At 67.1% G+C, this 15,775-nt stretch carries 15 protein-coding genes; 9 read left to right on the top strand and 6 right to left on the bottom strand.

The genetic code is table 11. The features are described 5' to 3' along the window. Positions 1–133: 133 nt before the first annotated feature. The 3 genes from OIE53_RS03530 to OIE53_RS03520 all read left to right on the top strand — a co-directional run bounded on the left by OIE53_RS03530 (position 134) and on the right by OIE53_RS03520 (position 1,498). Positions 134–727, top strand: a complete 594-nt coding sequence (locus OIE53_RS03530) for a DUF1707 SHOCT-like domain-containing protein (protein ID WP_327025116.1) — start codon at positions 134–136, stop codon at positions 725–727. A gap of 142 nt (positions 728–869) precedes the next feature. Continuing rightward, positions 870–1,118: a type II toxin-antitoxin system Phd/YefM family antitoxin gene (locus OIE53_RS03525; protein WP_102660696.1), complete on the top strand. Its 249-nt coding sequence runs from the start codon at positions 870–872 to the stop codon at positions 1,116–1,118. Then, complete coding sequence (locus OIE53_RS03520; RefSeq protein ID WP_327025115.1) at positions 1,115–1,498, top strand: PIN domain-containing protein; 384 nt, start codon at positions 1,115–1,117, stop codon at positions 1,496–1,498. The genes OIE53_RS03525 and OIE53_RS03520 overlap by 4 nt, the downstream gene beginning before the upstream one ends. 556 nt (positions 1,499–2,054) lie before the next feature. On the opposite strand, the gene OIE53_RS03515 is transcribed toward OIE53_RS03520, so the two are convergent. Then, positions 2,055–2,975, bottom strand: a complete 921-nt coding sequence (locus OIE53_RS03515; protein ID WP_327025114.1) for an NmrA/HSCARG family protein — start codon at positions 2,973–2,975, stop codon at positions 2,055–2,057. A gap of 93 nt (positions 2,976–3,068) precedes the next feature. On the opposite strand from OIE53_RS03515, the gene OIE53_RS03510 reads away from it, so the two are divergent. Next, entirely contained in the window at positions 3,069–3,686 is a 618-nt protein-coding gene (locus OIE53_RS03510; RefSeq protein WP_327025113.1) for a TetR/AcrR family transcriptional regulator, read from the top strand. On the opposite strand, the gene OIE53_RS03505 is transcribed toward OIE53_RS03510, so the two are convergent. The 5 genes from OIE53_RS03505 to OIE53_RS03485 are packed head-to-tail and all read right to left on the bottom strand — an operon-like array spanning position 3,687 to position 7,194. After that, complete coding sequence (locus OIE53_RS03505) at positions 3,687–4,343, bottom strand: GNAT family N-acetyltransferase (RefSeq protein WP_327025112.1); 657 nt, start codon at positions 4,341–4,343, stop codon at positions 3,687–3,689. A gap of 13 nt (positions 4,344–4,356) precedes the next feature. Then, positions 4,357–5,850, bottom strand: coding sequence for an APC family permease (locus OIE53_RS03500; RefSeq protein WP_327025111.1), 1,494 nt, complete (start codon positions 5,848–5,850; stop codon positions 4,357–4,359). Between the two features lie 38 nt (positions 5,851–5,888). Next, the gene (locus OIE53_RS03495) at positions 5,889–6,617 is read right to left on the bottom strand and encodes a GOLPH3/VPS74 family protein (RefSeq protein ID WP_327025110.1); all 729 of its coding nucleotides are present in this window, start codon (positions 6,615–6,617) and stop codon (positions 5,889–5,891) included. Further along, positions 6,614–6,841 (bottom strand): hypothetical protein, encoded by a 228-nt coding sequence (locus OIE53_RS03490; protein WP_327025109.1) that lies wholly within the window; start codon positions 6,839–6,841, stop codon positions 6,614–6,616. The genes OIE53_RS03495 and OIE53_RS03490 overlap by 4 nt, the downstream gene beginning before the upstream one ends. After that, positions 6,838–7,194 (bottom strand): hypothetical protein, encoded by a 357-nt coding sequence (locus OIE53_RS03485; RefSeq protein ID WP_327025108.1) that lies wholly within the window; start codon positions 7,192–7,194, stop codon positions 6,838–6,840. The genes OIE53_RS03490 and OIE53_RS03485 overlap by 4 nt, the downstream gene beginning before the upstream one ends. A 532-nt stretch (positions 7,195–7,726) precedes the next feature. On the opposite strand from OIE53_RS03485, the gene OIE53_RS03480 reads away from it, so the two are divergent. From OIE53_RS03480 to OIE53_RS03460, 5 genes are all read left to right on the top strand, one after another. Then, the gene (locus OIE53_RS03480; RefSeq protein ID WP_327025107.1) at positions 7,727–8,626 is read left to right on the top strand and encodes a helix-turn-helix domain-containing protein; all 900 of its coding nucleotides are present in this window, start codon (positions 7,727–7,729) and stop codon (positions 8,624–8,626) included. Further along, positions 8,619–8,813, top strand: a complete 195-nt coding sequence (locus tag OIE53_RS03475; protein WP_327025106.1) for a DUF397 domain-containing protein — start codon at positions 8,619–8,621, stop codon at positions 8,811–8,813. Before OIE53_RS03480 ends, OIE53_RS03475 begins: the two co-directional genes overlap by 8 nt. A 347-nt stretch (positions 8,814–9,160) precedes the next feature. After that, on the top strand, positions 9,161–10,906 hold the full coding sequence (locus tag OIE53_RS03470; RefSeq protein WP_327025105.1) for a type I restriction-modification system subunit M: 1,746 nt from the start codon (positions 9,161–9,163) through the stop codon (positions 10,904–10,906). Beyond that, a complete protein-coding gene (locus tag OIE53_RS03465; RefSeq protein WP_327025104.1) occupies positions 10,903–12,147 on the top strand; it encodes a restriction endonuclease subunit S in 1,245 nt (414 codons plus the stop codon). The genes OIE53_RS03470 and OIE53_RS03465 overlap by 4 nt, the downstream gene beginning before the upstream one ends. Then, a complete protein-coding gene (locus OIE53_RS03460; RefSeq protein ID WP_327027058.1) occupies positions 12,147–15,320 on the top strand; it encodes a type I restriction endonuclease subunit R in 3,174 nt (1,057 codons plus the stop codon). The genes OIE53_RS03465 and OIE53_RS03460 overlap by 1 nt, the downstream gene beginning before the upstream one ends. Positions 15,321–15,775 lie beyond the last annotated feature (455 nt).

The following is a 15,775-nucleotide window of genomic DNA, read 5'->3' as shown; positions in this document are numbered from 1 at the left end:
TGGTCGGCGAGCCCTGTCGAGCTGAGGGCGCAAACGGATCGCGGCGACCGGCTCCGGCCCGCAGCCTGTGGGGCAGGGCAAGCCCGGACCATCGGCTGCCGAGGTCGGTGCGGGGCACCAGTAGGCTCGGTGCGTGGAGTGGGAACGGCACAACGACGATGACCGACTGCGCGTCTCCGACCGGGAACGGGAGGAGATCGTGGAACTGCTCGGCAAGGCCACGGCCGAAGGCCGACTCACCCTCGACGAGTACACCGATCGGGTCGGCGCGGCCCACGCCGCGCAGACCCGGGGTGAGCTGGCCCGGCTGACCACGGACCTGCCGAACGCCCCCAGCCGCTCCCCCGCCCGCCCCGGCGGGGCGCTCGCCCCGGCGACGGAGAAGCTGCTCGCGGTCTTCGGCAGCGAGGTGCGCAAGGGCGCCTGGCCGGTGCCGGAACACATCGACGCCCGGGCCGTCTTCGGCGACTGCCGGATCGAGTTGCACGAGGCCCGGCTGCCCCGGCAGGTGACCACCGTCGAGGCGAACGTGATCTTCGGCAGCATCACCATCGTCGTACCGGAAGGCACCGAGGTCCGGCTCACCGGCTCTGCGGTCTTCGGGGACAAGAAGTCGAAGCTGAGCGGCCCGGTCACCCCCGGCGCTCCGATCGTCGAGGTGCGCTGCCGCGTCGTCTTCGGTGACGTGACCGTCCGCCCGCCCCGCAAGCGCTGGAAGATGATCTGATCAACTCCCCCGCTGGCCGACATGCCGCGCGGGGGCGCGCCCGGGTAGATGGTCGCTAGCGTCCAGCACGCACTCCTCGGCACCCCGAGCCCTGCGCTTGGGATGCACCGACAACAGGTAGCACATGTGCTACGTTGGGTGTATGTACGAGGTTGGGTTGCGGGAGATGCGGCAGAACGCAAGCGACCTGGTTCGTCGCGCGCAGGGGGGCGAACGGGTGACGATCACCGTCGCCGGGCGCCCGGCAGCCGTGCTGGGCCCGGTCAGTCCTCGAACCTGGCGTGAGTGGGACGACCTTGCCGGCGTTTTCGACCAACCCACAGACCCGGGGTGGGCAAGTGATCGGGACCTGCTCGACGACGCCGTCACCGATCCGTGGGTTGAGCGGTGAGTCGCGGCATCCTCGACACCAGCATCCTTATCGCCAACGATGTGACTCCGATTCCCGGGGAACTGGCTATCAGCGTCGCCAGCCTCGCCGAACTTCAGTTCGGTGTCCTGGTCGCGAAATCCGCTGAGGCGAGGGCACTCCGGTTGGCGCGGTTGAGCGCCATTCAACGTCGATTTGATCCGCTGCCCATCGACGACGCCATCGCCGACAGCTACGCACGATTGGCGGCACGCGTCGTCGAGACCGGCCGCCAGCCGCGAGCCAGGGTGATGGACCTGCTCATCGCAGCAACCGCACACGCCCATGATGCCGCCGTGTACACCCGCAACGCCGACGACCTTGCAGGACTCGAAGACCTCATCACGATCCACACGATCTGACTCCACAGCCCGCCAGTGGCACGCGGTGCAGGTCAGCCGGGCTCGCCGCTGGGGTGGGTGGCCCCCTGTCGAGCTGAACCGGTTGTGCTATCCCGCAGGGCGTCGTCGCGGCGGCCACGGATCTGCCACCTGGGCCGTGACCCGTTCGCGCCATCAGCTCGACAGGGCCCGCCTGCCCCACCCGACGCAGCGAGCGGGCCTGTCGTCGGCAGCCCTACGACAGGATCGCCGCCGCCGTTTTCGACCGCGTGGCGGTATCCCGACCGAGCGGTATCCCGACCGAGCGGTATCCCGCCAGTACCGACGCCTCCGGTGGAGCTTCGCTGACTCCCGCCGTTTCGCCGAAACGGCGGGGTTCGGAGCGGTGGGATACCGCCGTTTCGGCGAAACGGAGTCGATCACCGGGTCAACCGGCCGCGCTGGCCAGCGCGGCGGCCTGGCTGCCCGAGTCCTGTCCCGGATCACGGCCCGGATCGCGGCCCAGGTCGTGGCCCGGGTCCTGGCCCGGGTCCTGGCCCGGATCGTGGCTCGGGTCTTTCTCGTCGCGTGGCCGCACTCAGCGGGACAGGTACTGCGCGGCCCACTCCTCGAAGGAGGTGAGCGGAATGCCGAGGTCCCGGGCGAACTGCGGGCGGGCGGGCTGCCCGGCCACCTCCACGAAACGGTGCGAGACAGCCCCGAACGACGGCATACCGGCCGCCACCGCCTCTTCGTCGGTCATCCTCGGCGCGGTCAGCGGCACACCCAGGGCGCGCGACATGACCTCGGCGATCTCCGTCATCGTCCGGTAGTCGCTGGCCAGTTCCAGCTCGACCTGGTGGAAGCGCTCCGGTGCCGCGATGGCCGCCGCAGCAGCCTGCCCGATGTCGTCGACCGCGACCAGGGACAACCGGGTTTCGGGTTGGAGCACGGTCACCAGCCCGCCCTCGATGCCCCGGGGAAGCAGATAGGCCATCGAGGGCAGGAAGTTCTCCATGAACCACCCCGGCTTGATCAGGGTCCAGTGCTGGAACCCGGCCGTGCGTACCCGGTCCTGGATGGCGGTCTTGGCGTCGTAGTAGGGCTTCAGGGCGGCCCACCGGCCCTCGCGCCAGCCGGGGGCCTCGGCGTGCTGACCGGCGCCGGAGACCGAGGAGTGCACGAACTGTGGCACACCCACGGCGAGCGCCGCCTCGATCAGGTTGACCCCCTGGGTCACCTCGCCGTCGAAGTCGAGGGACTCCCCCTTCAGCTCGGGCATCTGGACCGAGAAGACCGCGCGGGCTCCCTCTGCGGCCGCGATCAGGGAGCCACGATCGTTGAGGTCGCCGGTACGCAGCTCGGCGCCGAGGGCGGCGACGGCACGGGCCCGGTCGGTCTCCGGGTCACGGACCAACGCGCGAACGGGTACGCCCGCCGCCCGTAACGCGCGGACGGTCGCGCCGCCCTGTCGTCCGGTGGCGCCGACGACCAGAACGGGTGCGGGTTCGTTGGACATGGGACCCCTCTCGCTAAACGGCGTGGCCCGCCGTTTCTACTCCGGTAAGATACGGCGGACCCCGCCACTTAGCAACCTTGGAGCTGAGCGACCATGACCGCTGCGCAGCGCGCCGACGCGCGGCGCAACTACGCCCGCCTGCTCGCCGTCGCGGTGCAGGAGGTCGCCGCACACGGCGCCGACGCCTCCCTGGAGCAGATCGCCCGGGTCGCCGGAGTGGGCTCGGGCACCGTACGGCGGCACTTCCCCAGCCGCCACGCCCTACTGGCGGCGGTCTTCCGCGAGCGCGTCGAGGCCCTAGCGGCACACGCCGCCGACCGGACCGACCGAGCCGACCCCCGGGCCGCGCTGCTGGAGTGGCTCAAGGCCGTTCTCGCCTCCGCCGCCACCATCAGCGGGTTGGCCGAGGCACTGAATCGCGACCGGGCTGCCAGCCCCGAGGACACCCACGTCTACTGCGCCTGCGCGCAACTGACCGCCGCGGGCGAGCCACTGGTCCGGCGCGCGTCCGCCGCCGGGGCCCTCGCCCCGGGGGTGACGATCGACGACCTGCTCACCCTGATCACCGGCATCGCCCTGGCCACCACCCACCACCCCGACCCGACGGCCGAGGCCGCCCGCCTGCTCGACCTGACCATCACCGGCATCAGTCCCCGGACCGGCTCAGCGCTGGCCGACTCGACGACCTCGCCTACGGATGGTGGGCGGTAGTCACAGGGACCGCCGGTGTGGCCGGGTGCGCGGGAAGGGGCTCCGGCCGCTGCTGGTGGGGGCGCCGCGCCACATCCGCCAGATGACCGGCCCCTTCGTGGGCAGCACGATGGTGGGGCCGGCGTGGTAGCCGAGGCGGAGGTAGAGCCGCCGATTACGCATGTTGCTGGCCTCCAGGTACGCCGGCAGGCCGAGCTGGTCGAGACGACGGTGCTGGTCGGCGAGCAGCGCGGCGCCGATGCCCCGGTTCTGCCGGGTCGGGGCGACGGCCAGGTAGGCGAGGTAGTGGTGCGGGTCGTCGGGGTGGAAGGCGTCGAACATCTCCTCCAGCAGCACGAACTTCGGGGCGTACGGGCCCGCGATGTGTTCCAACGTCGCCAGCCGGCTGCGGGTGTCGACCGGGGTGGGTTCGAGGCGGGGGTACCAGATCGCGACGGCCCTCTGGTCGCCGGTGGTGTACACCTGCCCGTGTTCCAGTCCGTGCTGGAAGGCGTCGGCGAAGTACTCGTAGTAGACGGTCCGCCGGTCGACCGGGTCGGGAATGAGCCAGTCGGCGAGGTGGCCTTCGTGGAACGCCTCGGCGAGTACGCCGACCAGCGGCCCGGCATCGGCCACCGTGGCGGGGCGGACGAGCAGATCGTTGTTGCTGACGGTCACGGCTTCTCCCTGGTCAGGCGGATTGGCGGAGGGTGTCGGGGGCGCGCAGGGGTCCGGTGTCGCGGTCCGCGCCCAGGCCGACTGCGGCGTACACCTCGGGGTTTGTGGTGCGCAGGACCAGCGCCCACCCGATGCCGAGCAGCGCGACGGCGGCGTACCCGGCGGGGAACGCCCAGCGCAGCGGCGAGTCCGGCGCGACGCCGAGCAGGGTGGCGAACTCCCGCAGTGTCACGGTGAGGATCCCGCCCAGCGCCACCGTGGCCAGGCCCGGTGCGATCAGTGACCGCCACAGTCCTTCGGTGTGCGTGATCCGGGCGAAGAAGCCGATCACGGCGGCGGAGGTGACCGTCATCAGGATCAGCACCCCGAGCCCACCGGTGACGGTGACCCAGAAGAACAGGTGCACGATCGGATCTGCCCCGGCCACGGCGTAGCCGACCAGCACGGCGAAGGCGAGCCCACTCTGGACGAGGGAGCCGACCTTCGGGGCACCGGTACGCCGGCTGGTGCGACCGAACACGGCCGGCAGCACCCGTTCCCGGCCGAGCGCGAACAGGTACCGGGCCACGGTGTGGTGGAAGCTGAGCAGCGCGGCGAACAGCGAGGTGATGAAGAGGACCCGGGCGACGGTGACGATGCTGTCGGCCAGGTACGGCGACACCAGATTGAAGATCAGGTCGGTGCCGTCGGCGCGGGCCGCCGCCACGATGCGGTCCGGGCCGGTGGCCACCGACATCGCCCAGGCGGAGAGCCCGTACAGCAGGCCGGTGACGGCGACCGCGATGTACGTGGCACGGGCGATGGTGCGCCGTGGGTCCTTGGTCTCCTCGCTGAACACGACGGTGCCTTCGAACCCGACGAACCCGGTGATCGCGGTGACCAGCGCCGCGCCGATGCCGGCGGCGAAGACGTGCGAGGGGGCTAGGGTGTCGAAGCTGACGGTCCCGTCGGCCGGGTGGGTGACCATGATGGCGTCGAAGGTCAGGGCGACGACGCATTCGGCGACCAGGACGACGGCGAGGACCCGGCCGTTGAGGTCGATCCGGGCGACGCCGAGCACCGCGACGACCGCCCACACCGCGAGGGCGCAGCTCCACCAGGTCAGGTCGACGGCGTACCGGTCGTTGAGGAACTGGGCGGTGACGGCGCCGGCCCCACCGTAGAGGCCGATCTGCATGGCGTTGTAGGCGAGCAGCGCGACCATGGCGGCACCGACGCCGGCCGGGCGGCCGAGCCCCCGGGTGACGTAGGTGTAGAAGGCGCCCGCGTTGACGATCCGGCGGGACATGGCCACGTAGCCGACCGCGAACAACGCCAGCACGGCCGCCACCAGCAGATAGGACACCGGGATGCCGGTGACCCCGGTGACGGCGTACCCGGTGGTGGCGCCGCCCGCGACGACGGTGAGCGGAGCGGCGGCGGCGATCACGAAGAACACCACCGACGGGATGCCGAGCCGCCCGCGCGCGAGGACGGCGGAGACGGTGTCGGGTTTCGAGTGGGACATCAGTTCTCTCTCGACGAGAAGGGATGAACGGAGGGTGGTCAGGTGGTGCGGTGGGTCAGTACGGCGCTGCCGACGACGGCACCGAGGTCGGCCAGCAGGTCCCGCAGCGGTGGCGGGGCCTGCTCGACCTGCTGGCGCAGGAATGCACGCACGGCCGGGGGTGTGCCGTCGAGCAGGATCGGATCGAGCTGGGTGTGCACCGCCAGACCGGCGAGGGCAACGTCGAAGGCGTTGAGGCGTCGGTGGTTGCGCAGCTGGAAGGAGAGCCGGGCCCACGACCAGGCGGCCGTGTTCATGTCCGCCGGTACGTAGACGGTGCGCTGTCGCCACAGCCGACCGACCTGCTGCTGGCGGAGCAGCCCGAGCTGCCACATCCGGGTGGCCACCTGTTGGTAGGCGTCCGTGGCGAAATACGCCAACCAGGTACGGGTCTCGGTGTGCCGCGGCTCCGCGACCAGGCGATCGAGGACGAGGTGTTGCAGCCAGTCCTTCGGCGGGACAGTGTTGATCACCCGTAGGCGCCGGCCCTCGAAGGTGACCCGGCCCTCGCCGTACAGCTCGGCGAGCAGCGCGGCGGCCAGACCGTACGCCGTCGCCGACTCGAACAGCCGCGACCGGCCGGTCTGGTCGTCGTGCGCCAGGTAGAAGAACTCGTCGGCGAGACGTACGGTGCTCGGCATCGCGGCACTGCCGACGGCGCGCACCGGCCGGGCCGGCTGCTCCCGCAGGTGTGGGGCATGGTCGTCGCCGTGGGGTGTGCTGTTCACCGCGGCTGGCCCTCCTCGGTCGAATCGTCGATGGGAAACCCGAGCCGCCGAAGAAGCTTTCGGCCGCCGGGATGACGGCCGAGTTCCTCGATCGCCCAGGCGTGCTGCCCGCACCCGCCGCCCTGACAGTGGAAGCAGGTGCGCCCGTCGCGGTGCTGGCGCACGGTGTTGCGCGCGGCCTCGAAGCGATCCACATCCCGGTCGCTCTCGTCTGTGCCGGTCACCTCGTCTGCCGTTGGTCATGCAGCGCGGCGACCTTGACCCGCACCTCCATGCAGGGCGGATGCCGGTCGACGTGCGGGTACTCGCACTCCGGCCGGTGACCGAGCACCCACACCCACTCGTCCGCCCGATTCGGCAGCTCACGGACGCATGCGACGGTGACGGCCACGGCGGTACCGGGGACCAGGTCGCGGCCGTAGGACCAGTCACCCGGATCGAGCCGCAGCAGCGTCCCCGCCGCGACCTCAGGCACCGCCTGCCCCATGCCCCACCCCCTCCCGCCCAGCGCGCCCGCCCTGGTCGCCGCCCCCGCCGCTTCGGGGTTGATCAGGAGGTTCTGGTCTTCGACGGGCATCTCCGAAGCCCAGAACCTCTTGATCACCTGGGCGGGTGGGGGTCCAGGTGGGATGGAGGCCGAACGGGGGAAACGGGTGGTCGGCGTTGGCCGGTACGAACCACTTGAGGCGCACTGCCATCACCTTTCTGCGAGAGGTGCGCGGCCGGGCCTTCCCTGGCGCCGACCGCGCACCCCGACGGGGTGGGTGCGGGGACCGCTCCGATCGGGGGAAGCGGGTGCGATCCCCGCACCCGGTTCGTGGCGCCTGTGGGCGGCACGGTGGGGCGGATGAGTCCTCAACAGACAGCCGCTGGCCGTCCACAAGTGAGGGCTTGCTGTCGCCGGAGATGCCCGACAACTTGCTGAGAGTCATCGTCTGGCTGCGATAGGGCAGAATGCAATGCAGCACATCAATTCAAATCATGAAAGGGATTGCACATTAGCGCCTTCACAAGACGTTAGCCCTGGTCAGGGCAGCAATGCGCAGAACGTGATCTAGTGGCCCATCGTTTGTATGCTGCTGTTTGGCAAAGTGGTGATAGGAGGCTCCGTGTCCGACACGGACGGATCGGCCCTGTTGAGGCGGAGGATCGGCCGCAAGATGGCAGCCCTCCGCAAAGAGACAGGGATGAGTCAGGAGAGGGCTGCCATCCTTCTCCAACGCAGCCCCGCAACGATCCACCGAATCGAAGCCGGCGACCCCCGCATCAAGTTCCGCGACATCGAGATCAAGGCGATGTGCGAGCTGTACGAGGCCAGCCCCGAAGACCGCGCCGAACTACTCGCCCTCGGTGGCGAAACCCGCACCAAGGGCGCGAGCGCCTGGTGGCACGACTACACCAACACCCGCCTACCGAGCTGGTTCGGTCTGTTCGTCAGGCTGGAAAGCAGTGCCGAGTGCATCCAGAAGTACGAGCCGGAGGCCGTGCCCGGACTCCTCCAGACTCGCGAATACGCATCGGCAGTGACGGGTGTACCCAAGGGCCTCATCGATGCCGAGGAGGTGGAGCGGCAGGTCGACTTCCGGATGGAGCGTCAACGCCTGCTGGCGAGTCCTCGACCGCCGCACCTTGCGGTCGTGCTGAGTGAAGCGGTCATCCGACGAGCTGTCGGTGGGCCGAAGGTCATGGCGGCCCAGCTTCAACACCTGCTCGATGTCACCCGTTCGCCCAGTGTGCGGCTGCGGATCCTCCCGTTCGAGGCCGGCGTGCACGGCGGGATGACGTCCGCGTTCACCATCCTGGAGTTCCCGCCCATGCCGGGCACCTCGGAACCGCTCGAACCCCCGCTGGTCTACGTCGACAGCCTCACCGGTGCGCTCTACCTCGACAAGGCAACCGAGGTCGCGGCGTACAAACTCGCGTGGGACGACGTGACCTCACGAGCACTCGACGAGGAGTCGTCGAGGACGTTGATAACCGCAACAATGGAGGCATTCACCCGTGGCTGACACGACTGTCAAGTGGCGCAAGAGCAGCCGCAGCGGCAACCAGGGCGACTGCGTCGAAGTCGCCGACGCGCTGCCCGGTGGCGGCGTGGGCGTCCGCGACAGCAAGGACCCCAACGGCCCCGTACTGACCTTCTCCCCCACCTCCTGGACCACCTTCACCACCAGCCTGCGTACCCCCACCCTCTAGACCCGCAACCCCATCCTGTGCTGGTGGTGGCCGCTGGGTCAGCGGCCACCACCAGCTCTTCGTCTCCGATTGGTTCAGCACGGAGCCTCGTCGGTTCAAACATTGGTGGACACCGGTCGTAGCTGACCGATCTGCGGCATGAGCGGACGTTCGATCGGTTACGGCGACTTACTCAACGTGATCGGCGTGGTACCGCCGACCCCCTGGGACCCCTGGTGTCTGATGGCTGATGATGTTCTTGTGACGCACCGGCTGCTGCAGACTGTGCGCCGCTTGTTCGGACGGCGTGCGCGAGCTCGTGCGGGGCGTCCAACACCTGTGGTCGATTGAGCCTCGTAAGGAGCTTTGTGAGCACCCTCGGTAAATTTATCTGGTCGATTGCCGAACAACTTCGAGGCCCTTACCGTCCCAACCAGTACGGCAATGTGATCCTCCCCCTCACAATCCTTCGACGCCTCGACTGTATCCTTGAACCCGACCGGGAGACAGTGCACGCGCTTGCGGCGAAGTACGACAACCCGAACCGGCTCAAGTCCGAGGTTAGGAAGGCGACCGGCAGGCCGTTCTACAACACTTCGAAATACTCCTTCGCAAACCTGCTGACTGACGCCGATGGGCTGGCTGACAACCTGGCCGACTACATCGACCGCTTCTCGCCCGATGTCGACGTGTTCCAATACTTCGACTTCAAGAAGGAAATCCTCGCCTTGGAGAAGGCAGGGCTTCTGCGCGAGATCGTCACGTCCTTCAAGGCCATTAACCTCCATCCCAAAGTCGTCGAAAACGCCGACATGGGCGATGCGTTCGAGTACATCATCCGCAAGTTCAACGAGGCCGCGAATGAGACCTCCGGCGACCACTACACCCCCCGGGACGCCATCCGGCTGCTGGTCGACCTTCTCTTCGCCGAGAAGGACGCCGACCTGACCGAGGCCGGCATCGTCCGCTCGCTGTACGACCCCACCGCGGGCACCGGCGGCATGCTCGCCCTGGCCGAGGACCACCTGCTCGCACAGAACCCCGACGCGAAGCTCAGCCTCTACGGCCAGGAGTACAACCCGCAGTCGTACGCAATCTGCAAATCCGACCTGCTGGCCAAGGGCCACGACACGACCAACATCGCCTTCGGCAACACCCTCACCGACCCCGCTTTCAAGGACCGCCAGTTCGACTTCTGCATGTCCAACCCGCCCTACGGCGTCGACTGGAAGCAGTACGCCAAGGCGGTGACGAAAGAGCGCGACGAAGCCGGCCCCTACGGCCGCTTCGCCCCCGGCCTCCCGGCCACCTCGGACGGGCAGATGCTCTTCCTGCTCCACCTGGCCCACAAGATGCGGGCGCCGGAGCACGGCGGCGGCCGGGCCGGGATCGTGATGAACGGCTCGCCGCTCTTCAACGGCGGCGCAGAGTCCGGCCCCTCCAACATTCGCAAATGGCTGCTGGAGAAAGACCTGGTCGATGCCATCGTCGCGCTGCCGACCAACATGTTCTTCAACACAGGCATCGCCACCTACATCTGGATCCTCGACAACACAAAGCACCCCGACCGCAAGGGCCTGGTCCAACTCATCGACGGTTCGTCGTTCTGGACCAAGATGCGCAAGAACCTCGGTGCCAAGAACCGTGAACTCAGCGAGGAGGACCGCGCGAAGGTCGTCCAGTTGTACGCCGACTTCACAGACGCCGACCCGGACTATTCCAAGGTGCTGCGCAACGACGAGTTCGGCTACTGGACCATCACCGTCGAGCGCCCCCTTCTCGACGAGGCCGGCAACCCTGTCGTCGACCGCAAGGGCAAGCCCAAGCCGGATACCAAGAAACGCGACACCGAGAACGTCCCATTCACCTATGGCGGCTCAACCGCTGGTCCGGCTGGCAATATCGAGGTCATCCAGGCGTACTTCGACGCCGAGGTGAAGCCGCACGTTTCCGACGCCTGGATTGACTGGACAAAGATCAAGACCGGCTACGAGATCCCTTTCACGCGCCACTTCTACAAGTACGTCCCACCCCGCCCTCTCGCCGAGATCGACGCTGATCTGGAGAAGCAGGTCGCCAAAATCCTTGAGCTGCTGCGAGAGGTGGAGCAATGACGGGACCTCTTTGGGGCGCCTTGCCGGACGGGTGGATGGCTGGCCAGGTCAAGAACGCTGCGACTGTCACGCTCGGCAAGATGCTGCAGAGCAACGACTCCGGCAACGACATGCGTGCCCCGTACATGCGTGCTGCGAACGTGCAGCCCGACGGCGTTCTGGCTCTCGACGACGTGAAGGAGATGTGGTTCGGCGAGGCTGAGCTGGAGCAGCTGAGCATCCGAGCGGGCGACGTTGTCGTCGTCGAGGGCGGCCAAGGCGGGTTCGGTCGTGCCGCGTATGTCGACGAGGATCTCCCGGGGTGGGGATTCCAGAACTCGATCAACCGACTTCGGCCGTTCGGCGACTTCGACGGCCGGTTCATCGCGTTCTATCTGATCGCGCTGCGCGCTAGCGGCTTCGTTCGCGCCTACTCCAACGTTGTCTCGATGCCGCACCTGACCGCAGAGAAGCTCGCGAGGATTCCGATGCCGCTGCCGCCACTAGAGGAGCAGCGCGCCATCGCCGATTACCTCGACGGCGAGACCGTCCGCATCGACACGCTTATCGAGGAACAGCGACGCTTGGTTGAGATGCTCCGTAAGCGTCGAGCCGATCTGATCTCGCATGCGGTACTGGATGCGACTTCGGAAAGAACTCAGCTCCGGCGGCTCGTCGATGTCATTGACTGTGCCCACGTGACCGCAGAGTTCGTCGACGACGATAGGCGCTACCCGGTGGCCAGCATCCGGGAGTGTCAGGCTGCGACCGTTGATCTCTCGGCTTGTAACTATACGACTGCTGAGTTCTTCGAACATCTCAGAGCCGGTAGTCGTGCACCTCGTGCCGGAGACCTTCTGTTTATTCGAAATGTATCCGTTGGTTTGGTCTCGGTTGTCACGTCCGACTTGCCAAAGTTTGCCATTGGTCAAGAGACGGTCCTACTTCGCCGGAAGAGCGACGTTCACCCATCCTTCCTGCGCTATGCGTTGTTGGGAGCTGAGGCGCGGCACGCTATCGAGCAAGCGATGATTGGCAGCACCTTCCGAAGAATCAATGTTTCTGCCATCCGATCACTGCCGGTGCCCGCGCCTCCGATCAATGAGCAGCACCGAATCGCGATGCATCTCGACCGGCAGATCGCCAAGATCGATTCTATGATCGAAGAGACCGAGCGATTCGTCGAGCTTACTCGCGAACGGCGGTCGGCGCTGATCACGGCAGCGGTGACGGGACAAATCGACGTGCGGGAGATGGCGTGATGGCCGATCATAACGAGGTCGTCTTCGAGTCCGAGATCTGTGCGTACCTGGAGTCTCGCGGGTGGTCCTACTCGGCGAGCGATGCTGGCTACGATCGGGAGCGGGCGCTCTTTCCCGAGGATCTGTTCGCCTGGCTGGAGGAAACCCAGCAGCCGTCGTACGTGAAGGCTTTGAAGGCGGCGGGGTCAGAGGCGAAGTTCCTCGATGTGCTGACCACGGCGCTCGACAAGCCTCTTGAGCATGGTGGCGGGACGCTGAACATCCTGCGTAACGGCGTGCTGTACATCGGTGGTGGCCGGTTGAAGATGGCACAGTTCCGCCCCGACACCAGCTTGAACGCGACCACCAATGCGCAGTATGCGGCGATGCGGGTGCGGGTGATGCGGCAGGTGCATTTCTCCACCGCCGATCGGCGCAGCATCGACTTGGTCTTCTTCGTCAACGGGCTCCCGGTGGCCACCGTCGAGTTGAAGACCGACTTCACCCAGTCCCTCGATGAGGCGATCAACCAGTACCGCAAGAACCGGCATCCGCTGACCAACGGGCGGCCGGAGCCGCTGCTGTCGTTCGGGCATCGGGCGCTGGTGCACTTCGCGGTCTCCAACGATCTGGCCGCGATGACCACCAAGTTGGAGGGCGAGAAGACGCACTTTCTGCCGTTCGACATGGGGCACGACAGTGGCGCGGGCAATCCGCCGGCTGAGGGCGGACGGTCGGCGACGGCGTACCTGTGGGAGCGGGTCTGGGAGAAGGACGCCTGGCTCACCATCATCGGCCGGCTGATGATCGTGGAGACCAAGGAGGAGTGGGATGTCGCGACCGGCACGTCGGTGCGGCGTACGAGCATGCTTTTTCCACGGTTCCATCAGTGGGAGGCCGTGACGAAGATCGTGGCCGCAGTGCGCGAGGAGGGGGTGGGGCATCGCTACCTGATCGAGCACTCGGCAGGGTCGGGGAAGACGAACACCATCGCCTGGACCGCGCACCGGCTGGCGCGGCTGCACGTGAACGACGAGAAGGTCTTCGACTCGGTGATCGTGGTCGTGGACCGCAACGTGCTCGACGGGCAGCTCCAGGACGCGATCCGGCAGATTGACGGGGCGGGGAAGATCGTGGCCACGATCAGCCGGGAGGACGTTCGCAAAGCGGGGGCGAAGTCGAAATCCGGGCTGCTGGCGACCGCGTTGAAGAACGGGGAGCTGATCATCGCGGTCACGGTGCAGACCTTCCCGCACGCCCTCCACGAGATCCAGGCCGACACGTCGCTGAAGGGACGGCGGTTCGCGGTGATCGCCGACGAGGCGCACTCCTCGCAGTCGGGGCAGATCTCCCGCAAGCTGCGGGCTGTGCTGACCGCTGAGGAGATCAAGGAGATCGAGGAGGGCGGGGAGGTCGACGTCGAGGCGATCCTGGCCTCGGAGATGACCGAGCGGGCCGAGTCGGAAAACATCTCCTACTTCGCGTTCACCGCCACGCCGAAGAACAAGACCCTGGAGCTGTTCGGTCGTAAGGGTCCCGATGGGAAGCCGGTCGAGTTCCACCTCTACTCGATGCGGCAAGCGATCGAGGAAGGCTACATCCTCGACGTGCTCAGGGGCTACCAGTCCTACGACACCGCACTGAAGATCGCCGGCCGGGCCGAGAGCGCCGACGGCGAGCTGGTGGAAGAGGCCACGGCGCGTAAGGGGCTGATGCGGTGGGTGAAGCTGCACCCGACCAACATCAGCCAGAAGGTGCAGATCATCGTCGAGCACTTCCATATCAACGTCGCTCACCTGCTGGAGGGCAAGGCGAAGGCGATGGTCGTGACCGACTCTCGCCGGGCTGCGGTGAAGTACAAGAAGGCGATCGACGCCTACATCGCCAAGCGGGCCGCCGAGGACGCCTCGTACAACTACCGCACCCTGGTCGCCTTCTCCAACTCGGTCAAGATGGACGAGGACGAGGAGTGGGCTTCGGACTGGGGGCCGCAGCCGAGCAAAGACGAGGAGTTCACCGAAGCCAAGCTCAACCCCGGCGCCGGTGCGGACCTCGCCGCCGCCTTCAAGGGCACGACATACAAGATCATGCTGGTCGCCAACAAGTACCAGACAGGGTTCGACCAGCCGTTGCTCTCGGCCATGTACGTCGACAAGAAGCTCTCCGGGGTCACCGCCGTGCAGACCCTGTCCCGGCTCAACCGCACCCACCGCACTGCCAGCGGGGAGCAGAAGCGCAAGACGTTCGTCATTGACTTCGTGAACAAGCCCGAGGACATCCGGACCGCGTTCGAGCCGTACTTCACCAACGCCACGCTGGAGACCGAGACCGACCCGTACGTCGTCGTCCACCTCTCCAACAAACTCGCCCAGGCCGGGATCTACACACCAGAGCAGGTGCGCGAGGTCGCCGAACTCTGGGTCACCCGCAAAGGCAACAACGCGCTCTCGGCCGCGATCAGCCCGGCCAAGAACGACTTCGCCCGCCGCTACGCGGCAGCGATCGAGGCCGACGACAAGGTCACCCTCAACACCCTGGACCTGTTCCGCAAGGACGTCTCCACCTACGTCCGGCTCTACGACTTCATGAGCCAGATCGTCGACTACGGCGACCCGTACCTGGAGATGCTGTCGATCTTCCTGCGGCTCCTGGAGAAGGTCATCGCAGACTCCTCCTGGTCTGCGGAGGTCGACCTCTCCGACGTGGTCCTGGTCGGCGTCAAGCACACCAAGGCGACCGCGGTCGACATCTCGCTGACCGGTGACGGCCAGCTCAAGGGCATCGGTGCCGCCGGCACCGGCACCCGGAAGGAGCCGAAGTACGTCGCCCTACAGGTCGTCATCGACAAGATGAACGACCTCTTCGGCGCCGAGTCGTTCTCCGCTTCTCAGGTTCGTGAGTTCGTGCAGGGACTGGTGCAGCGGCTGCTCGCCTACCCGGACCTGGTCAACCAGGCCAAGGTGAACTCGAAGAAGCAGTTCATGGAATCCCAGGACTTCCAAGCGGCGGTCATCGACGCGGTCGTCGACAACCAGGAAGCCCACAACACCATGGCCGACTACTTCTTCAGCGACGGTCCCGGCATCAACGCCGTCATCGTGGCTCTCGCGGACGCCTTCCACGAAGCAGCGATCGATCAGCGGACGGACGTGTGGCAGTCCGGTCCCGAAATGGGATCGAGGGCGGCGCCCTAGCCTAGGGAGGTTCCGAACTGGGAGATGTAGATTAGGTGGGCAACGCGGACTGGCTGTGCCCACAAGTCGGATGGCCGGATCGCTATACTGCTCATGGTCGCTGCGCCCGGCCACTGCGTCGGGCGAGGATCGCAACAGCTCCGGCCGCGAAAACAACGCAGCCTCACCACTGACACTGCGCCCGGCCACTGCGCCGGGCGAGGATCGCAACATCGTCGGCACCCAGGTCGATGCCCGTATGGTGATCGACCTGCGCGGCTTGACACCCGTCCAGGGGCGCCAGATGGGGGATCACCCCCCGTGCGTGGGGAACGGACTTCCTGACCTGAGCCGCTAAAGATCATCATCGATGATTCGCCGGAAATGCGGGCGGCGAGCAGCGCTCGCACTAACGATCGCCACCGCCGGATGCCTGGTGGCCGGCATGATTCTCGATCGCTGGCTGCCAGCACCGT

Source organism: Micromonospora sp. NBC_01739, from assembly GCF_035920385.1.
Lineage (GTDB): Bacteria > Actinomycetota > Actinomycetes > Mycobacteriales > Micromonosporaceae > Micromonospora.
This window is presented reverse-complemented; position numbering and strand designations above follow the sequence as displayed.